This is a genomic window from Bradyrhizobium sp. in8p8, assembly GCF_000426845.1.
Classification (GTDB): Bacteria; Pseudomonadota; Alphaproteobacteria; order Rhizobiales; family Xanthobacteraceae; genus Bradyrhizobium; species Bradyrhizobium japonicum_C.
Map to the genome: position 1 here is coordinate 44,499 of NZ_AUGD01000012.1, position 18,210 is coordinate 62,708.

At 63.8% G+C, this 18,210-nt stretch carries 19 protein-coding genes; 10 read left to right on the forward strand and 9 right to left on the reverse strand.

Annotated elements, in window-relative coordinates:
• Positions 1-7: 7 nt before the first annotated feature.
• From K408_RS0127170 to K408_RS43545, 3 genes are read right to left on the reverse strand one after another with little or no spacing between them, the layout of a single operon-like run.
• Entirely contained in the window at positions 8-817 is an 810-nt protein-coding gene (locus tag K408_RS0127170) for an ABC transporter ATP-binding protein (protein ID WP_024342134.1), read from the reverse strand.
• Positions 814-1,293 (reverse strand): ABC transporter permease, encoded by a 480-nt coding sequence (locus tag K408_RS43540; protein WP_245265936.1) that lies wholly within the window; start codon positions 1,291-1,293, stop codon positions 814-816. The genes K408_RS0127170 and K408_RS43540 overlap by 4 nt, the downstream gene beginning before the upstream one ends.
• On the reverse strand, positions 1,290-1,583 hold the full coding sequence (locus K408_RS43545; RefSeq protein ID WP_245265935.1) for a hypothetical protein: 294 nt from the start codon (positions 1,581-1,583) through the stop codon (positions 1,290-1,292). The genes K408_RS43540 and K408_RS43545 overlap by 4 nt, the downstream gene beginning before the upstream one ends.
• A gap of 105 nt (positions 1,584-1,688) precedes the next feature.
• Between K408_RS43545 and K408_RS0127180 the strand changes: the two genes are divergently transcribed.
• The 3 genes from K408_RS0127180 to K408_RS0127190 are packed head-to-tail and all read left to right on the forward strand — an operon-like array spanning position 1,689 to position 5,162.
• Entirely contained in the window at positions 1,689-2,816 is a 1,128-nt protein-coding gene (locus tag K408_RS0127180) for a mandelate racemase/muconate lactonizing enzyme family protein (protein ID WP_024342133.1), read from the forward strand.
• Positions 2,816-4,411, forward strand: coding sequence for a GMC family oxidoreductase (locus K408_RS0127185; RefSeq protein WP_024342132.1), 1,596 nt, complete (start codon positions 2,816-2,818; stop codon positions 4,409-4,411). The genes K408_RS0127180 and K408_RS0127185 overlap by 1 nt, the downstream gene beginning before the upstream one ends.
• Positions 4,412-4,439: 28 nt before the next feature.
• Complete coding sequence (locus tag K408_RS0127190; RefSeq protein ID WP_024342131.1) at positions 4,440-5,162, forward strand: GntR family transcriptional regulator; 723 nt, start codon at positions 4,440-4,442, stop codon at positions 5,160-5,162.
• A 5-nt stretch (positions 5,163-5,167) separates the two neighbouring features.
• Here K408_RS0127190 and K408_RS0127195 read toward each other — a convergent pair whose 3' ends face one another.
• The 4 genes from K408_RS0127195 to K408_RS0127210 form a co-directional block, all read right to left on the reverse strand.
• Positions 5,168-6,958 (reverse strand): chloride channel protein, encoded by a 1,791-nt coding sequence (locus K408_RS0127195; RefSeq protein ID WP_024342130.1) that lies wholly within the window; start codon positions 6,956-6,958, stop codon positions 5,168-5,170.
• A gap of 1 nt (position 6,959) precedes the next feature.
• On the reverse strand, positions 6,960-7,268 hold the full coding sequence (locus K408_RS44345) for a formylglycine-generating enzyme family protein (RefSeq protein WP_200948598.1): 309 nt from the start codon (positions 7,266-7,268) through the stop codon (positions 6,960-6,962).
• Positions 7,269-7,471: 203 nt separating this feature from the next.
• Positions 7,472-8,206 carry an SDR family NAD(P)-dependent oxidoreductase gene (locus tag K408_RS0127205; RefSeq protein ID WP_024342129.1) on the reverse strand — a complete coding sequence of 245 codons (735 nt, stop codon included), beginning with the start codon at positions 8,204-8,206 and terminating at the stop codon, positions 7,472-7,474.
• Between the two features lie 10 nt (positions 8,207-8,216).
• Entirely contained in the window at positions 8,217-9,233 is a 1,017-nt protein-coding gene (locus K408_RS0127210) for a LacI family DNA-binding transcriptional regulator (RefSeq protein WP_245265934.1), read from the reverse strand.
• A 226-nt stretch (positions 9,234-9,459) separates the two neighbouring features.
• Between K408_RS0127210 and K408_RS0127215 the strand changes: the two genes are divergently transcribed.
• From K408_RS0127215 to K408_RS0127245, 7 genes are read left to right on the forward strand one after another with little or no spacing between them, the layout of a single operon-like run.
• Complete coding sequence (locus K408_RS0127215; RefSeq protein WP_024342127.1) at positions 9,460-10,758, forward strand: ABC transporter substrate-binding protein; 1,299 nt, start codon at positions 9,460-9,462, stop codon at positions 10,756-10,758.
• A gap of 60 nt (positions 10,759-10,818) precedes the next feature.
• A complete protein-coding gene (locus tag K408_RS0127220; protein WP_024342126.1) occupies positions 10,819-11,706 on the forward strand; it encodes a carbohydrate ABC transporter permease in 888 nt (295 codons plus the stop codon).
• Between the two features lie 4 nt (positions 11,707-11,710).
• Positions 11,711-12,538: a carbohydrate ABC transporter permease gene (locus K408_RS0127225; RefSeq protein WP_024342125.1), complete on the forward strand. Its 828-nt coding sequence runs from the start codon at positions 11,711-11,713 to the stop codon at positions 12,536-12,538.
• A gap of 5 nt (positions 12,539-12,543) precedes the next feature.
• Positions 12,544-13,548 (forward strand): zinc-dependent alcohol dehydrogenase family protein, encoded by a 1,005-nt coding sequence (locus K408_RS0127230; RefSeq protein WP_024342124.1) that lies wholly within the window; start codon positions 12,544-12,546, stop codon positions 13,546-13,548.
• Positions 13,549-13,554: 6 nt separating this feature from the next.
• A complete protein-coding gene (locus tag K408_RS0127235) occupies positions 13,555-14,628 on the forward strand; it encodes an ABC transporter ATP-binding protein (RefSeq protein ID WP_024342123.1) in 1,074 nt (357 codons plus the stop codon).
• A complete protein-coding gene (locus K408_RS0127240) occupies positions 14,625-15,584 on the forward strand; it encodes a sugar kinase (RefSeq protein WP_024342122.1) in 960 nt (319 codons plus the stop codon). Before K408_RS0127235 ends, K408_RS0127240 begins: the two co-directional genes overlap by 4 nt.
• Entirely contained in the window at positions 15,581-16,618 is a 1,038-nt protein-coding gene (locus tag K408_RS0127245) for a tagatose 1,6-diphosphate aldolase (RefSeq protein WP_024342121.1), read from the forward strand. Before K408_RS0127240 ends, K408_RS0127245 begins: the two co-directional genes overlap by 4 nt.
• Before the next feature lie 167 nt (positions 16,619-16,785).
• Here K408_RS0127245 and K408_RS38840 read toward each other — a convergent pair whose 3' ends face one another.
• Together K408_RS38840 and K408_RS0127255 are read right to left on the reverse strand one after the other, a co-directional pair.
• A complete protein-coding gene (locus K408_RS38840; protein ID WP_024342120.1) occupies positions 16,786-17,241 on the reverse strand; it encodes a PaaI family thioesterase in 456 nt (151 codons plus the stop codon).
• 172 nt (positions 17,242-17,413) lie between these two features.
• Positions 17,414-17,737, reverse strand: coding sequence for a hypothetical protein (locus K408_RS0127255; RefSeq protein WP_024342119.1), 324 nt, complete (start codon positions 17,735-17,737; stop codon positions 17,414-17,416).
• Between the last annotated feature and the right edge of the window lie 473 nt (positions 17,738-18,210).

The window sequence follows — 18,210 nt, forward strand, 5'->3', positions numbered from 1 at the left end:
CTGCTTGTTATTCCGAGAATGAGACCGGACGCATCTGCGCCTGCTGGGCGCGATATTCGTCCATCACGAGCTGTCTGATATGGCCTCGCAGCTCGGCGAATTCCGGCCGCTCCTGGATCGACTCGTCGCGCGGGTAAGCGAAGGGAACGTCGATGATCTCCTTGATCCGCGCCGGTCGCGCCGTCACCACCACGATGCGGGAGGCGAGGTAGATCGCCTCCTCTACGGAATGGGTGATCAGCATGACGGTCTTGCCTTCGGTCTCCAACACCTTCAGCAGCAGGTTCTGCATGTTGGAACGGGTCTGGGCGTCGAGCGCCCCGAACGGCTCGTCCATCAGGAGGAATTGCGGCTTCACAGCATAAGCCCGTGCGATCGCGAGGCGTTGCCGCATGCCGCCGGACAGATGCTTCGGGTAGGAATTCGCGAAGTCGGACAGACCCATCAGGCCAAGATAATGATCGCAGATCGCGTCGCGCTCGGCGGTCGCGACATGGTTGGCGTTGAGGGTCAGCCCGAAGGCGATGTTCTGCTTCACCGTCAACCAGGGGAATACGCCATATTCCTGGAAGATGACGCCGCGTTCGGGGCCGGGACCGGCGACAGGGCGCCCATCGAACAATACGTTGCCCGTCGTCGGCTTCTGGAAGCCGGCGAGCATGCTCATCATCGTCGTCTTGCCGCAGCCGGACGGCCCGATCACTGCGATGAAGTCGCCGTCGTTGATGTCGTAGGTGACGTCCTCGACGACATTGAGGCGGCCTTTCGCCGTCTCGAAGGACAGTGAAACCCTGTCGAACTGTGCGCGCTTGGTCATGCGATGGCCCGATCCTGCCAGACCAGCAACCGGGCCGTTATCTTGCGCAGGATCAAATCCATGATCAGCGCGATCAGGCCGATGCAGATGATGCCGACATAGATCACGTCGAGCAGGAAATAGGTCGAGGCATTCTGGATCATGGCGCCGAGTCCGCGCTGCGCCGCGATCAGCTCGGATGCGACCAGCGTCGCCCAGGCCACGCCCAATGCCACGCGCAGCGCCGTGAGGATGTGCGGGACGGTGAGGGGAATGATGACCTTGCGAAAGATCTCGGCCTGGTTTGCTCCGAGTGTCTGCGCCACACGGATATAGAGTGGCGTGATCTGCGACACGCCCTCATACATCACGATCACGCCGGAGAAGAACGAGGCATAGAACAGGATGACGAGCTTTGCGAGCTCATCGACGCCGAAATAGACGATCACCAGCGGTATCAGTGCGATCGGCGGCAGCGCGCGAAAGAAGTTGATCATGGGGTCGGCGAAGGTGCGGGCGGGGCGATACCACCCCAGCAGGAATCCGACTGGCACGGCCACGAGGATGCCGAGCGCAACGCCGAGAAAGACGCGCGGGTCGAGACGAAGATGTCGATCAGCAGGCCTTCCCGGGTGAGAAGCTCGAAGAATTTGGCGGCGACCTGGTGTGGCGCCGGGATCAGCGATACGTTGACGAAGCCGCTCCAGCGCACGGCGTACCAGAGCAGGATCGCACCGATCCATGGGATCAATCCGAGACCGAGGCGTCTCAGGCCGGCTCCGTTCATTCGACGCGTCCACCCAGATTGCGGTTGATGTTTTCAGAGGTCATATTATAAATAGGATGACCATACAAGTGGCGCCTTAGTCCTCGGCGTCGCAGGCTTTCCCGCATGACACCGCCGCCTTTCACCATTCGAAGCGTCCAGGCGTTTGGCTATCGCTACCCGCTGACGATGCCGGTCATCACGTCCTTCGGGCGGATGAACGATCGGCCTGCTGTCTTCGTTCGCGTCGAAGATGCCGATGGATATGTCGGCTGGGGCGAGGTCTGGTGCAATTTTCCCGCACCAGGTGCCGAACATCGTGTTCGGCTCGTCAACGAGGTGCTTGCGCCGGCTCTGGTTGGATTTCATGCGACCGAGCCGTCCGCTGCGTTCGAGCATTTGACGCAGGGAACTTCGGTGCTGGCGCTGCAATCAGGCGAAGCCGGCCCGTTTGCGCAGTCGATCGCCGGCATCGATCTCGCCGTCTGGGATCTCCACGCGCGTCGCCAGAACCTCGCGCTGTGGCGGCTGCTCGGCGGGGCGAAGCAGAAGATCAAGGTCTACGCCAGCGGCATCAATCCGATCGGTTCCGAGCGGACGGCCGAAGCGGCCTTGAGCCGCGGCTACCGCGCGTTGAAGCTGAAGATCGGCTTCGATCCGGCAGGTGACCGCGCCAACCTCGCTGCGCTGCGCCGCCTTGTGGGCGAAGGCCTGCTTGCTGCCGACGTCAACCAGGGCTGGATCATTGCGCAGGCGCTGGAACTTGCGCCGCACCTCGATCGCTTCGGTCTCGCATGGCTGGAGGAGCCGATCCGTGCGGATCGCCCCCGCGAGGAATGGAAGCAGTTGCACGAGATCGTCCGCTTTCCGCTCGCAGCCGGCGAGAACATCGCCAGCCGCGCCGGATTCGCTGAGGTGCTGCGCGAGCCGGTTCTTGGTGTTGTCCAGCCCGACATCGCCAAATGGGGCGGGCTGTCGGCGTGCGCGGGCATTGCACGCGACATCCTCGCATCGGGAAAGATGTTCTGCCCGCACTATCTCGGTGCCGGCATCGGCCTTCTGGCATCCGCGCATCTTCTTGCCGGTGTCGGCGGCGATGGGCTGCTCGAAGTCGACTGCAACGAAAACCCGCTGCGCGACCGCTTCTGCGGTCCCGTGCTTGATGCCCGTGACGGCGTGATCGAGCTCGGCGACGAAGCGGGCCTCGGCATCACCCCCAATCTTGCCTCCATCGAAAAATACCGGACGGTCTGATGCCAGCAGGCGGCTACGACTACATCATCGTCGGCGCGGGCTCGGCCGGCTGCGTGGTTGCGAACCGGTTGTCGGCCGATCCGTCCTGCCGCGTGCTGTTGCTGGAAGCCGGCGGATCGGATCGCAATTTTTGGCTGAAGCTTCCGGTCGGCTACTACCGGACCATCTATAACGAGCGATACTCGCGCCTGTTCAGGACCGAGCCTTCGGAAGGGAGCGGCGGTCGAGCCATCGTCTGGCCGCGTGGTCGCGTGCTCGGCGGCTCCTCGTCGATCAACGGGCTGATCTTCATCCGGGGCCAGCACGAGGACTTTGATGATTGGGAGCGCCTTGGCGCCGATGGCTGGAGCTATCGCGAACTCCTGCCCTATTTCCGACGCCACGAACGCTACCGCGGCGGCGAGAGCCAGTTTCATGGTGGGCTCGGGGAGTTCGAGGTATCCGACCTGCGCAACGACAATCCGGCATCGAAGGCCTGGGTCGAGGCGGGTGTGCAGTTCGGCCTGCCGCGCAATCCCGACTTCAACGGCGCCACGACGCTGGGCGTCGGCACCTACCAGCTCGGCATCGGGCGGCACTGGCGGACCAGTTCCGCCTCGGCATTTCTGCGTCCCATCGCCGGCCGGCCCAACCTCACCATCATCACCCACGCACAGGTCAGCAGGGTTGTCTTCAACGGTCGCGTCGCGACCGCCGTCGAATGGATCAGCAGGGGACAGGTCCACAGGGCGACGGCTGATCGTGAAATCATTCTATCCGGCGGCGCGCTGCAGTCTCCCCAGATCCTTCAGCTTTCCGGCGTCGGTCCGGCCGACCTGCTGCGCAAGCTCGGCATTCCCATCGTTGCCGATTCTCCGGAAGTCGGCGCCAATCTTCAGGACCATTATCAGGCCCGACTGATCGTCCGCCTGAAGCAGCGAATTTCGCTCAACGACCAGGTCCGCAATCCCGTCGGCCTTGCGAAGATGGGCTTGCAGTGGATGGTGGCAGGCAGTGGTCCGTTGACGGTCGGCGCCGGGCAGGTGGGCGGCGCGGCCTGCACGGAATACGCCGTCGGCGGCCGGCCGGACGTGCAGTTCAACGTGATGCCGCTCTCGGTCGACAAGCCTGGCGAGCCCTTGCACAGCTATTCCGGCTTCACCGCTTCGGTCTGGCAGTGCCATGGAAAATCGCGCGGACAGCTTGCGATCAGCTCGACCGATCCGTTTGAACAGCCGAGGATCGTACCGAACTATTTCGCCGAGGAGATCGACCGCAAGACTATCGTCGCGGGCCTGAAGATTCTTCGCGAGATCTATCAGCAGAAAGCGTTTCGTACGCTCTGGGACGTCGAGATGGTGCCGGGCGAGGCCGCAAAGGATGATGCCGGGCTGTGGGAATTTGCGCGCAACACTGGTGGTACCGTGTTCCACTGTGTCGGGACTTGTCGCATGGGCCGGGATGCGGGGGCCGTGCTCGATCCGCAGCTGCGCGTGCGCGGCGTCGAGCGGCTGCGTGTGATCGATGCCTCGGTGATGCCGCGGATCACCTCAGCCAACACCAATGCGACCAGCCTGATGATCGGCGAACGTGGCGCCGCGCTGGTCACGGCGTGACCGCGCGGCCTGAGTTCGGGAGGACGAGATGGAATTAAGTTCCGACAGTCACATCCCCAAATACGCGCAGATTGCCGACATCTTCCGGCAGCGCATCGCGCGCGGCGTCTGGACTCAGGGATTTCGCCTGCCGGCCAACGAGGAGCTGGCAGCCGAGTTCGGTGTGTCACGCGTCACGATCAGGCAGGCGGTGGAGCTGCTCGCCCGCGACGGCGTGATCGAGGCGCAGCAGGGCCGAGGCACCTTCGTCACGGGGACCGTGCGGCAGGATCGCTGGCTCAAGGTCGAGACCACGTTGTCCGATCTCGCCGACATGTATCGCGACACCTCGCCCGAGATCATCAATATCTCGGAAAGCCGCAGCGATGCGCCGCTGCTTCCCGGGGATGGCAAGCCGGCCGAAAAGTACGTTTTCATGCGTCGGCTGCATTCGCGGGAGAAGCAGCCCTACTGCGTCATTTCCATCTATCTCGACGAGAGGATCTTTCGCAGGTCGCCGAAGCGTTTTCGCAACGAGACCGTGATTCCGATCCTGAACGATCTCAGGGATCCCACCATCGCCAGCGCGCGCCAGACCCTGACGATCGGTACCGCGGATATCGAGGCGGCGCGGCTGCTGCACGTGCCCCTGAACTCGCCAGTGGCCGAAGTCCGCCGCATCTTCACCACGCAGGACCGCACCGTGATCTATCTCGGCGAAGTCACCTATCGCGGCGACTTCGTGCGGATCGACATGGATCTGCGGCCCTAGCGCCCTCAACGCGAAAACAGCTCCTGGTTCCGGCGCTCGAGCTCTTCGCCGTAAGTGCGCAGAACGTGAGCTTCGCTCAGGGTGCCGATCGTGGCGCGGTGGTCGGGGCGGTCGACGACCGCGAGCACGTCGGCTTCGCTGCGTTCGAAGGCCTTCAGGATCTCGCGAACCGGCGTGGTCGGAAGCAGGTATTCATCCTGTTGTTGCGCCAGCGACCCGAGGAGTTCGTCGTCCTGGTTGGACACGGAATGCAGCGCGGCGGCAGGCACGATACCCGCATAGATGCCGTTAGGATCGCGCAATACGATCTGGCGGACCAGCGCCGGCGAGAATTGCCTCTGCGCCTCGCCGATCGGCATCGTCGTCAGCGCATTCTCAAAGTCGGTGCGCATCAGGGATGCTGCGCTCATCTGACGGACCCAGCCGATGTCCTGCGGGCCGCGGATCGCCTCGCCGCGCAGATGAAAGCGCCAGGTCGCGAAGCTATAGCCGAACAGCTCACGGACGATCAGCGCGCAAACCGAGGAGGCGACCACCGCGCCAACGGTGACGGAGAAATCGCCGGTGATCTCGAGCGCGAGACAGACCATGCTGAAGGGTGCTCCGAGCACGCCGGTTCCGAGCGCGGCGAGCGCTGCGATCGCGGCGGTGCCGGGCTGAAGCGCGATCGTGGGAAGGAGGCCTGTCAGCACGACACTGTAGAGCTGCCCGATCAGCGCGCCGAGCAGGAGGGAGGCGAAAAACAGGCCGCCGCGAAAGCCCGAGCCGAGCGAGATGGCGGAGGCCAGGATCTTGAACACGATGGTGGTTGTGAGCAGGAGCCAAGTCGGATTGCTGACCAGCAGAATCTGCATCGCACCGTGGCCGGCGCCGAGCACGGTCGGCGTCAGCAAGGCGAGGCAGCCGAGGAGGAAGCCGCCGAGAATCGGCCGCAGCAGGCCCTTGAGCACCGTGATGCGCTGAAAGCAGCGCTCGGAGAATGCGACGGCGAGCATGACGAGGATGCTTACGAAGGCGCAGATGATGCCGATCAGCACCGTCTGGCCGATCATTTCGACGGAAACCGGTGAGGGGAATCCAGGCACCATCAGGAAGGACTGGTGCGCCAGTTGCCGTGCGACGAGCCATGCGGTGACGGCGCTGGCGATAACCGGTACAAGAGCGGCAGACGTGTAAGCACCGAGCACGACTTCGAAGGCGTAGAAGGCGCCCGCCAGCGGTGCAGAAAATGCGGCGCTGATGGCTCCCGCGGCGCCGCAGGCCACCAGGAGCCGCATGTCATTGCGCCGGGCGGCCAGGCGCTGGCCGACGTGAGAGCCGAACATCGAGCAGATCTGGGTGTAGCCGGCTTCCAGTCCAACCGATCCGCCGAACCCGTTGGACAGCAGTGTCTGGATCGAGATCAGCAAGCTGCCGCGAAAGGACACCCGGCCGCCATAGAGCGCGTTGGCCTCGATGGCGTCGGCGAGCTGCTGTCCCTTGACGCGCCGGGCGAAGTAAAGTCCGATCAGCGCAAGCACGAGGCCACCGAGCACCGGAACAAGCAGCGTGCGCTGCCACGAGATCACGCCGGTTGCGCTGAGGTGGGCGTCGAACGGAATGTCGAACAGCAGTGCGTGGGAGACCTGGCTGAGGTTCGAGATCGCTGCCACGAGCACGCCGCTGAGCAGTCCGACGACGATGGCGACCAGCACAAGGCCGGTCTCGCGATTGCGCACGAAATTGCGCAGGAACAGTGGCAGTAGCCGGATGCCGGGGGCAGCGGGCGGCCTCGCAGGATGTGGTGCCGGCTCCATTCTATGAGGGATCCCGCAGCGGCTCGATGCGCACGACGCGGAAGCCGATATTGCTCGAGGAGGAATCGGGCGTATTGGAGCTTCGCGCCGTGACGCGATAGCGGTTGCAGCAGGATTCGTGGCAGAGGAAGGATCCGCCACGCATCGATCGGTTGGGAGCTGGCGCGCGGTTCAAGGGGTCTCGCGATGGTGTGAGGCGGTGATAGCTTGGCGAAGAATGCTCCTCGCACCATTCCCAGACATTTCCGGCGACATTGTGCAGGCCACATCCGTTGGGCGAAAAGTGTGAACGGGTGCCGTGCCGAAGCAACCATCATCTACGGGAAGCATTAAGAACATTTGCCTGAACGCTATAGCAAGTGAACCGCGGCAAAGTCGCCGTGCGTCGTTGCTCTTGGAAAGACATCGCGCAGCCTTGGAAGTCCGGATGCGCTTTTCGATAGAGATGGTGTGAAGGTGACGATGTGCCGCTTGCGTCTCAGTCACCGTATGGCCGCCGGCGCTTCCGTGACGTCAACCGGCGAGAAAGCCGCCATCGACAGCAATGACAGTGCCGGTCGCATATTGCGACGCCGGCATGCAGAGAAACGCAACCGCGCCGGCAATATCCTCGGGCTTCCCCCAGCGCTTGAACGCGGTACGGTCCGCGATCCGCTGGTAATGCGCAAGGTCAGCGCGGCCCGCGGCGTTGATGGCGGTTTCGATGTAGCCGGGCGCAACCGCATTGACGCGAATGCTGTCCTCGGCCCATTTCAAGGCCAGGGCCTTGGTCAGCATCACGACGCCGCCCTTGCTGGCGCAATAGGCGGGGATGCGTGGCAGCGCAAGCGTCGCGTTCATCGACGCGATGTTGACGATCGAGCCCCTGGCTTCCGCGAGCAGCGGGTGGAACGCCATGCAGGTCCGGAACGTGCCGGTGAGGTTGACGTCGAGCACCTTCATGAAGGTTTCGATCTCGAATTCCTTGTCACGCGCCAGGATGCCGGCGCAATTGACCAATGCGTCGACGCGCGTGTGCTTCCCGGCGAAGGACGTGACGGCCGCGTCATTGGTGACGTCCAGCGTCGCCAGGGTGAGGCCGGCGCGCGGCTTCAGCAGCGTGCGGGCGAGATCGGCCTCGTTGGCGCCTGTTGCCGTCACAGTCGCCCCGAGATCGCAAAACTGATTGCTGATCGCGGCGCCAATGTCGCCGGCGCCGCCAATCACGACGGCATGGAAGCCGGGGGCGAGAGAAAAATTCGAAGTCATCGGCAAGGTCTCACTTCGGGGATTTCGGCGGTGGGGCGGTCGATTCGCGGACCACAAGCGAGAAGTCGACCTCTCTGTGCATGATGGTCTGCTCGCCGGCGAGGCTGCGCACCAGATATTCGCCGGCGCGCTGCCAGGTTTCTCCGGTCGGAACATGGATCGTGGTCAGGCTCGGCCGCAAATGCCGGCTCCAGTCGAGGTCGTCGAAGCCGACCACTGAAAGGTCGCGCGGCACGGAGAACCCGTCGCGCTCCGCTTCGAGCAGCACGCCATAGGCGATGACGTCGTTGCCGCAAACTACGGCTGTCGGACGGTCTTTCAGGTTCAGCAGATAGCGGGCCGCCTCGCGGGCGTCGTCGAGCGTATATGGCACCTCGACATGCCATTGCGGAGGCAACTCGAGTCCGTTCTCGGCGAGCGCGCGGCGAAACCCGGCGACGCGGGCGCTGGCGCGGTCGTTGTTGCGCTGGAGCGCCGAGACGATCCCGATGCGGCGATGGCCGAGCTCGATGACATGCGCGGCGGCGCGATGAGCGGCCGCTTCGTTGTCGGTGCCGACGCAGGGATAGGGCCTGTCGGGCTGGTAGATACCGACATTGATGAAGGGCACGGCGTTGTCCGCGAGCAGCTTTCGCAATCCGTCGTGATGGCAATCGCCACGCAGCACCAGGCCGTCGACGCCGCGGCTGATCAGGTTGCGCGCCTGCTGCAATTCGACATCGAGATCATAGCCGCTCGTTGTGAGGAACAGCATGTATCCGACCGACGACAGATAGTGCTGCAGCGAGGCGATGCCGCGCGCGAACATCGTGTTGTCGATGGTCGGCACGATCGCGCCAAGGGTGCGCGAGCGACGCGACGACAGGATGCGCGCGGGCGCATGCGGGATGTAGCCGAGCGCATCGATGGCCTGTTCGATGCGCGCACGCAGAGACGGGCTGACCGCATCCGGATTGTTGAGCGCGCGCGAGACCGAGGCGGTCGAAACGCCGGCGCGGGCCGCCACGGCGCGGATGCCCTGTTTCACGGATTTTTTCACAGAGGTGGCGTTGGTCAGTCGCATGAATGTAACGTTACAAAGCGCGGCGCGAGCGGTCAGATCGTGGAATTAATCGCAATCTGCCGCAGATTGTGCGGCTTGTCCATCGCTTGACATGGCGGATGTGAGGTCTATTTTGTAACCGTTTTCAAGTTGTGTTCAAACGTGTCAAAATGGTCCGCCGGCTAAGGCGGCCAGCCGGGAGGAGAGTTCGATGAAGGCCAGGATGCTCGCGACCCATGTCGCGCTGCCCGTTCTCGTCATTGCCGCCAGCGCGCAGGCGCAGGCTGCCGATTTCGACTGGATGAAGTTCAAGGGCAAGACGATCACCTTTCTCGCCAACAACAATCCGGTCTCGCAGGCGCTGCTGACCTACAAGGCTGATTTCGAGAAGCTGACCGGCATGACCCTGAAGGTCGACGGTTATCAGGAACAGCAGATGCGCCAGCGTCTGGTCACGGTGATGAATGCGAACAGCGACGAGGTCGACGTGTTCATGACGCTGCCCTCGCGCGAGGGCGAGCAGTTCGCCGCCGCCGGCTGGTACGGCGATCTCACCGCGATGGTCAAGAACGAGGTCGCCAAGGAGTATGATCCGAGCGGATTGAGCCAGGCCTTGCTTAAGTCCGCGACCTTCGGCGGCAAGCTGACCAGCATGCCGATGAACATCGAGGGGCCGATCTTCTATTACCGCACCGACATCTTCAAGAAGTGCGGCCTCGAAGCGCCCAAGACCATCAAGGACGTCGAAGCCGCCGCCGAGAAGATCAAGACCTGCGACAGCACGGTAACGCCGTTCGTATCGCGCGGCCTCAAGCCCGCGGTCGCCTACACGTTCAGCAACATGCTGCACAACATCGGGGGCACGTACATCGCCAACGGCAAGTCGAATCTGTGCTCGGCCAAGGGCAAGGAAGCACTCGACACCTATAGCCGGCTGCTGCGCGACTTCGGGCCGCCCGGCGTCGTCAACTACAGCTTCCAGCAGATTTCGGCGCTGTATCGCAGCGGCCGTGCTGCCATGGCGTTCGAATCCTCCAACGAACTGCGCACGGTGATGGACGGCGGTGCGCGGCTGAAGGACACCGGCCTGCTGCCGTTCCCGGCAGGCGAGGCTGGCCAGGTGCCGACCACGATCGGCTGGGGCTTGGCCGTGTCCTCACACAGCAAGCAGCCGGAGGCGGCCTGGTACTTCGTGCAATGGGCCACCAGCCCCGAAGTGCAGAAGAAGATGGCGCTCCAGGGCATCGCCCCGCCGCGCCCGTCGGTGGCCAAGGATCCTGAATATCGCAAGTGGATCGACGAGGAGCCGGTCCGCAAGGAATGGCAGGCGGCGCTCGACGTGCTCGCCACCAAGGGATCCTCCGAGGTCGGCTATCCCATCGTCGCCAATCCGGAATCGCGCGAATTCATCGGCCAGGCGGTGCAGGACCTGATCCTGAAGCAGAAGCCGGTCGATCAGGCCTGCGCCGATGCCGACAAGGCGCTCGATGCGTTGATCGCTCAGAAGTAAACTCCTCATGCCGGCGGGCTTGCCGCCTGCCGGCTCTTCACTCCCCGGGGACAAGGACGCATGTCGGACACGGCTGCGACATTCACGCAGGACCGGCAGAAGCTGGAGATGGCGGCGCTCTCGGCGCCGGCCGTGCTGTTCACGGTCGCGATGATCGCATTTCCGGTCGTCTATACGATCTGGCTCGGTTTCCAGACATTCACCTCGACCGGCAAGCAGTCTTTCGCGGGCCTCGCCAATTATTCCAAGCTGATCTCCGACGTCGAGTTCTGGCACGGGCTGTGGATCACCATCGCGCTGTTCGTGCTGTCGCTCGCGCTGCAGCTCGTGTTCGGCGTCTGGCTCGCGCTAGTGCTGTTCCATGCCAAGCGTCTGCCGGGGATCGTGCGCTCGCTGTTCATCTCGCCCTTCATGATGCCGCCTGTCGTGGCCGGCATGATGTGGCTGGTGATCCTCGATCCCTCGCTGGGCGCGGCCAACTACATCCTGCAATCGCTCGGCCTGCCGCCGTCGGACTGGCTGGCCTCGCCGACATGGGTCATTCCCACTGTTGCGCTGATCGACAGCTGGCAGTGGACGCCATACGTCGCCCTCATCGTGTTGGGCGGATTGCAGTCGCTGCCGCCGAGTGTCTACGAGGCCGCGCAGATCGACGGCGCTTCCCCGTTCAAGACGTTCCAGCGCATCACGCTGCCTCTGCTGCTGCCGACCATCGTCACCGCAGCGATCCTGCGCAGCGTCGATCTCTTGCGCTTCTTCGACATCATCTACATCACGACCCAGGGCGGCCCGGGCAACGCCTCCAACACGCTCAACATCTACGGCTTTCGGGTCGGCTTCGAGTTCTTCAACATCGGCTATGCCAGTGCCCTGATGTTGACCCTGACGGCGATCGTGTTCGGCGCCGTGCTCGCCTTCAACCGCCTCCGCGGCGCAGTGGCGTGGTGATCTCATGAGCGATGCCGCCAACACTGATCGCTGGATCCGCTGGCTCAACACGCTACAGCTCGTGCTTGCCGGCCTGCTCATCATGGCACCGACGGTGTGGATGGTGCTGTCGTCGTTCAAGCCTTCCTTCGAAGTCACAGCCTATCCACCGACGCTGATCTTCTCGCCGACGCTTGAGAATTACGACGAGCTGACCAGGACCACGCCGTTCCTGAGCTACGCGCTCAACAGTCTCATCGTCACCGTCGGCTCGACCGCGCTCGGACTGCTGTTCGGGATTCCCGCCGCCTTCGCCGTCTCCTGGACGCGGATTTCGTGGCCGGCGATACTGACGCTGGCGGCGCGCATGGCGCCGGGCACGCTGTTCCTGCTGCCGTGGTATGTCATGTTCCGGCAGATCGGCATGATCGGCTCCTACACCGCGCTGATCCTCAGCCATGCCGTCATCACGCTGCCGATCGTGATCTGGGTGCTGCTGCCCTCTTTCGACGCCATTCCGCGCAGTGTCTTCGAAGCCGCGCAGGTCGATGGGTGCAGTGTCACGCGCATCCTCTGGCGCATCGCGATGCCGCTGGTGGCGTCCGGGATCGCGGTCTCGGCAATCCTCGCCTTCGTGTTTTCGTGGAACTACTTCCTGTTTGCGCTGGTGCTGTCCAATGGTGACACCAAGACGCTGATCGCGGCGGCCTTCAACTTCATCGGCGAGGGCTCGACGCAATGGGGCGCCCTCATGGCCGCGGCGACGCTGATCGCATTGCCGCCGCTGGTGCTCGCGGCCCTCGTTCAGCGCTGGCTGGTGTCCGGACTGACGCTCGGCGCGGTGAAAGGCTGAATCCGATGAACCTATCCCTCCATCCGAATTCGATCATGCAGGCCGCGGTTTTCCACGGCAATGACCGCATTACCATCGAGCGCGTGGCGATGCCCGACGTCGGCGCCGGCGAGGTGCTGGTGCGCGTCTCGCGCACCGCCTTGTGCGGTTCGGACTTCAAGCTCTGGCACAAGGGTGCCGAGTTCACCGCCGGCCACGAGATCTTCGGCGTCGTCGAGCAACCCGGCCACCGCCTGCACGGCCGCCGTTGCGCCGTCTATATCCCCTTGCATTGCGACCGCTGCGCGGCGTGCAAGCGCGGCGACACCCAGATGTGCCTGGAAGTCTCCAGCCTGATCGGCTGGAACAGGCCGGGCGGATATGCCGAATATGTGTCGGTGCCGGAAAACTGCCTCCTGCCGGTGCCCGATGACATCGAGGACAGTCTGGCGCCGCTGCTGCTCGATACCATCGGTACCTCTGGCCACGCCGTGCGCTTCGTCAGTCGCGTGGTGCCGCCACGCGAGGCTGGTCCGGTGCTCGTGATGGGGGCAGGACCCGTCGGTCTCGGAGTCGTGCTGGCGCTCCGCGCGCTCGGCTTTGACGACGTCCATGTCGTCGATCCCAATGCGGCGCGTCTCACGATCGCGCAATCCTTCGGCGCAAAGGCCCACCCCGTCGGCGACACATCGAAGCGTTTCGCACTGATCATGGAATGCTCCGGCGCCCATGCGGCGCGCAATCTCGGCATCGAGCTCGTCCTGCCGCGTGGCGCCTTGGTGCTTGTCGGCGAGAACGCCGCGCCCTGGATCATCGAGGAAGGCAAGGTATTTCGTCGCAAGGACTTCTACATGATCCGTACCTTCTACTTCCCGGTCTCGGACTTCGAGCCGAATATCGAGCTGCTGCGCGAGTACAAGGATGAATATCGCGTCCTCGTCGACGGCGAGTTCGGCCTGTCGGCTCTCCCTGAGAATTTCGCCCGCTTCGCCAAGGGCGAGCTGATCAAGCCTGTGCTGGCGCTGGACTGAGCGATCATGGCTTCGATCTCGATCCGCAATCTCACCAAGCGCTACGGCAATTTCACGGTGATCCCCGATCTCAATCTGGAGATCGCGGACCATGAGTTCGTCGTCTTCGTTGGCCCGTCCGGCTGCGGCAAGTCGACCTTGCTGCGGATCATCGCGGGTCTTGAGCCGATTTCGTCGGGAGACCTCTATATCGGCGACAAGCGCGTCAACGGCGTGCAGGCCGCGCAGCGCGACATCGCCATGGTGTTCCAGGACTACGCGCTCTATCCGCACATGAAGGTCTATGACAACATGTCGTTTGCGCTGGAGTTGCGGGGCACGCCGAAGGCCGAGATCGACGCCCGCGTGAAGCGCGCTGCCGCACTGCTGCACATCGAGCCCTATCTGGACCGCAAGCCGAAGGAGCTCTCCGGCGGCCAGCGCCAGCGTGTCGCCATGGGCCGCGCCATCGTGCGCAACCCCAAGGCCTTTCTGTTCGACGAGCCGCTGTCCAACCTCGACGCAAAACTGCGCGGGCAAGTGCGCGCCGAGATCAAGGCGCTGTCGCAGGAGCTGCAGACCACGATGGTCTTCGTGACCCACGATCAGATCGAGGCCATGACCATGGCCGACCGGATCGTGGTCCTCCAGAGCGGCACGATCCAGCAATACGATACGCCGGAGGGGGTCTACGAGCGGCCCGCCAACCAGTTCGTCGCCGGTTTCATCGGCTCGCCCGCGATGAATTTCTTTCCGGTGGAGTGGAGTGGCGAGGGAGCGATCCTCTCGCAAGGCGGAGCGGCGGTGCCGCTGGATGGTGAGACTGCGGGCCGCCTCCGCCAAGCCGGCAGCGCCGTGCTCGGCATTCGCCCCGAGCATTTCGCCGTCGCCGCCGATGCGGCCGACGGCATGGCTGTCCACATCAAGCTGGTCGAGCCGCTCGGCTCCGACACGCTGATTCATTTCGATCTCGCCGGCGGCCCCGCCATCGCGCGCGTCGATCCGGCCCTGCGGCCGAAGGTCGGTGATCGCATCACGCTGCGCCCGCAGCCGGGCAAGATGCATCTGTTCGATGCCGCAGGTGGACAGGTCTTGCGGTGAGTGCGTCAGCGGACATGGGAGATTTCTCGGCGCTGGCGGAGGTTGCTTCCAGAGCGAAGCCTGTGCATGTGATTTGCCTCGGCCTGTCCGCGCTCGACCAGGTCTGGCGCGTCGAGCAGCCCTTCGCGGGCGGAAGCGAGAAGATCAAGGCCGTCGCGTACGGCACGCTTGGCGGCGGCATGGCGGCCAATGCGAGCGTCGCGGTGGCGAAGCTCGGCGCGTCCGTCGCATTCTGGGGGCGGGCAGGGAATGACGCCGCCGGTCACGAGATGGCATCGGCTTTCACCGCCGAAGGCGTTGACGTCGAGAATTTCCGGCTGTTTCCCGACGGCCGTTCGTCCGTCTCCGGAATCATCGTCGACAGCCTCGGTGAACGGCAGATTGTCAACTTTCGCGGTCTTTATCCGGAAGCTGCGGACTGGCTTCCGCTGGACGCGGTGGCGCAGGCGTCCTCCGTGCTGGCCGACCCGCGCTGGGTCGAGGGCGCCGCAACGCTGTTCGGGGAAGCGCGCGCACGGGGCATTCCGACGGTGCTCGACGGCGACATGGCCGACGCCGAGGTGTTCGAGCGGCTGCTGCCGCTGACCGACCACGCGATCTTCTCCGAGCCCGCGCTGACAGCTTATGCCGGTTCCGCTGATGACAGATCCCTCGCGGGACTCGCGCGCTTCGGCTGCCGCGTGGTCGCCGTCACGCGCGGCGAGGGTGGCGTGAGCTGGTACGAGCAGGGACGGCTGCACCGGCAGGCCGCCTATGCCGTCGACGTCGTTGACACGACCGGCGCGGGCGACGTCTTCCATGGTGCCTACGCGCTCGCAATCGGCGCCGGCCTCGATGTGCGCGCCGCCATGGCGTTCTCGGCAGCCACGGCCGCCATGAAATGCCGCCACGCCGGCGGGCGGAACGGAATCCCCGATATCAACGAGTGTCTTGCATTCATGAGGACGAAACCATGAGAACGATCGGAAAGAATCGCGGCCTAGCCAGACTTGCTGACGCGGACGGCCACTTTCGCATGGTCGCGCTTGATCAGCGGCCGCCATTGTTCGACGCCATCGCCAGGGCGAAGGGCATCACTCGGGATCAGGTCGAATATTCCGACGTCACTGCGGCGAAGCGCCTTCTCGTCGAGAACCTGGCGCCGCATTGCAGCTCGATGCTGTTCGACCCGAACTTCGCCGTGCCCGCCGCGATCGATCTGTTGCCGCCCCGCTGCGGCCTGATCATGACCCTGGAAGAGCACCGTGTCGAGGAGACCGCCGGCGGCCGCAAGTCGCGCGCCATCAGCAATTGGAGTGTGGAGAAAATTCGCGCCATGGGCGGCGATGCAGTCAAGGTGCTGGCCTGGTATCGGCCGGACGCCGATGCCGCGGTGAACGAGCACCAGAAGCGATTTGTACGAGAGATCGGACGGGATTGCGCTCGTTACGACATTCCTTACGTCCTCGAGCTGCTGGTATATCCGTTCCTCGGTAGCGCCAACCACACCGTCGATTACGTGGAATCGCCCGGCAAGCTGCCGGGCCTCGTCATCGACAGTGTGCGCGAGTTCGCCAAGCCGGAGTATGGCGTCGATCTGCTCAAGCTGGAGAGCCCGCTTGCGGCCAACAGCCTCCCGGCTCGCGACGGCAGCCCTGAAGCCAAGGCCGCGCAGAAGGAGTTCGACGCGATCGGCGCCATCTGCCGCGAGCGCAGTATTCCTTGGGTGCTGCTGTCCGGCGGCGCTGCGCCCGAAAAGTTCGAGCGCGTGCTGGACTATTCCTATGCTGCTGGCGCAAGCGGCTTTCTCGCCGGCCGCACGATCTGGCTGGATGCCGTCCTGAAGAACTTCCCGGATAGTGCGGCAGTATCGGCCAGTCTGCGCAAGGACGGCCTCGGCGTGCTGGAGCGATTGAACAAGCTGACCACCGCCAAGGGCACGCCATGGAAGCCGCGCTTTCCGGTATTCACCGACATCAAGCAGGAAGGTGACTTCGCGCGCGCCTATTGAGATAGCGGCTCTGAATTGTTCGTCCCGACCGCAAGATCCGCGACACGACTGACGACTTCACCACGAGTGGTGAAGCCCGAGAATGTGCTGACGAAACCGTCCGCAGGAAGATCCTGATAGACAATTGGACCGGCTCTACGGCCTGAGGGCCGCAAGCCGTGCAGGGATCACGCCGGGCTGGTCCCGGCTGGGTTCTTGGCGCGCAAAGCCGCCGTCGAACTTGCCGTTGCGATGAGCACGTCGTTGGCGTCACGCAGCTCGGCCTCCATGAAGCCGATGCTGCGGCCCTGCCGAAGGACTTTGCCATGGGTGCGATACAGGCCGGGATGCGCCGGAAGCAGGAATGCGACCTTGATCTCCAGACTGGCGACGGCGATCTGGTATTCACCGTGCAACAGGCTCGCGGTGGCCATCGCGGCGTCGAGCCAACCCGTAACGATACCGCCCTGGACGATGCCGCCCTTGGGATGCCCTTCGACCGAATGGCAGTGACGCTGTTCGGCATGCCATTCGATCGTAACGCGATTCAGGAGCTGATCATAGCTGACCCCTCCTACACCCAGAAGCTCCCATGCCGGCGGACGGCGAGCCTGGATCTGCCTGATTAGTTCTGAATAGGACATGTGTCTTTGATTGCCCGACGATCGGATGTGCACGAGGCGAGCCAAGGCACGCCCTGCAGGCAATCACCACAGGCGGCGCGGCTCTGCAACTGCGCTCAGCGGAGATCAGCCATCCGCCGCGATGCCCTTTTGCCACGCGGAGGGATTTCCGCCAGAAGCCGCGGCGGACCCGCTATTTTGTCTCAGGATAGCCTGCAAAAATCGCCGCCAAGGCCTTTCCTGATTTCGCGAGGATCTTCTCCCTTGCTGCCGCGATCTGTTCGAGAGGCGGCGCCATCTGCCGCAACCCCATCTCGACCCCAAGATCGTTGAGGGCTCTCTGATCAAACGCGGTCGAGTCGTCGGCCCAGCGGCTCATCTGCTCCGCCCACAGCCTGGAAAGATCGTCGGCAGAGAGCTGTTCGTACCGGCGGCCACGCACGAGATAGGATTGCCGGTTGTCCGATTGACGGTTTTTCAGCAGAAGCTGCACAGCCTCTCTCGCCTGATCGGTCATGGACCCGCCCCCGATGCGTATCGTCGAGATCCAAACTTGGATTCGTCGTTAGATAAGCACAAGATTCGGGGAGCCGGAAGTGAAGCCGGACCTTGGGTACCATCCGCTCATTCCGGACTGGCGTCCATGTCCTTGGGGTGTGATCGAGGTGGCTCGATCCCCATGGCGTCGCCAGCGGCGAGAGCTCTGCGTCGGATCAACTGAAGAAAGGGCCGCCTCTCGGCGACCCTTTCCCGTGCCAAAAATTTGGTGCGTTCAATCCAGCCCCGGGTGAAAATTTCTAAGGATACAAACGCCATGCCCGGACGGGCCAACTAAAGCAGCCGATTGTTTCACGAAGATTTCGTCGCATGATAATCGCCATTTCGCTCGCGACGCGTGCGCTCTGCCGTTTCGAATGCTGCAGTGCAGTTTGGGCGCGATAAAGTCGCCAAACAGGGGTGCGGGAGGGTGGCCCGCCGGCCGGGCACCTT

What these genes read in the sequence shown, in the direction of transcription:
- K408_RS0127170 (WP_024342134.1), bottom strand. Translation starts at nt 817, where the DNA reads ATGACCAAGCGCGCACAGTTCGACAGGGTTTCACTGTCCTTCGAGACG.
- K408_RS43540 (WP_245265936.1), bottom strand. Translation starts at nt 1,293, where the DNA reads ATGATCAACTTCTTTCGCGCGCTGCCGCCGATCGCACTGATACCGCTG.
- K408_RS43545 (WP_245265935.1), bottom strand. Translation starts at nt 1,583, where the DNA reads ATGAACGGAGCCGGCCTGAGACGCCTCGGTCTCGGATTGATCCCATGG.
- K408_RS0127180 (WP_024342133.1), top strand. Translation starts at nt 1,689, where the DNA reads ATGACACCGCCGCCTTTCACCATTCGAAGCGTCCAGGCGTTTGGCTAT.
- K408_RS0127185 (WP_024342132.1), top strand. Translation starts at nt 2,816, where the DNA reads ATGCCAGCAGGCGGCTACGACTACATCATCGTCGGCGCGGGCTCGGCC.
- K408_RS0127190 (WP_024342131.1), top strand. Translation starts at nt 4,440, where the DNA reads ATGGAATTAAGTTCCGACAGTCACATCCCCAAATACGCGCAGATTGCC.
- K408_RS0127195 (WP_024342130.1), bottom strand. Translation starts at nt 6,958, where the DNA reads ATGGAGCCGGCACCACATCCTGCGAGGCCGCCCGCTGCCCCCGGCATC.
- K408_RS0127205 (WP_024342129.1), bottom strand. Translation starts at nt 8,206, where the DNA reads ATGACTTCGAATTTTTCTCTCGCCCCCGGCTTCCATGCCGTCGTGATT.
- K408_RS0127215 (WP_024342127.1), top strand. Translation starts at nt 9,460, where the DNA reads ATGAAGGCCAGGATGCTCGCGACCCATGTCGCGCTGCCCGTTCTCGTC.
- K408_RS0127220 (WP_024342126.1), top strand. Translation starts at nt 10,819, where the DNA reads ATGTCGGACACGGCTGCGACATTCACGCAGGACCGGCAGAAGCTGGAG.
- K408_RS0127225 (WP_024342125.1), top strand. Translation starts at nt 11,711, where the DNA reads ATGAGCGATGCCGCCAACACTGATCGCTGGATCCGCTGGCTCAACACG.
- K408_RS0127230 (WP_024342124.1), top strand. Translation starts at nt 12,544, where the DNA reads ATGAACCTATCCCTCCATCCGAATTCGATCATGCAGGCCGCGGTTTTC.
- K408_RS0127235 (WP_024342123.1), top strand. Translation starts at nt 13,555, where the DNA reads ATGGCTTCGATCTCGATCCGCAATCTCACCAAGCGCTACGGCAATTTC.
- K408_RS0127245 (WP_024342121.1), top strand. Translation starts at nt 15,581, where the DNA reads ATGAGAACGATCGGAAAGAATCGCGGCCTAGCCAGACTTGCTGACGCG.
- K408_RS38840 (WP_024342120.1), bottom strand. Translation starts at nt 17,241, where the DNA reads ATGTCCTATTCAGAACTAATCAGGCAGATCCAGGCTCGCCGTCCGCCG.
- K408_RS0127255 (WP_024342119.1), bottom strand. Translation starts at nt 17,737, where the DNA reads ATGACCGATCAGGCGAGAGAGGCTGTGCAGCTTCTGCTGAAAAACCGT.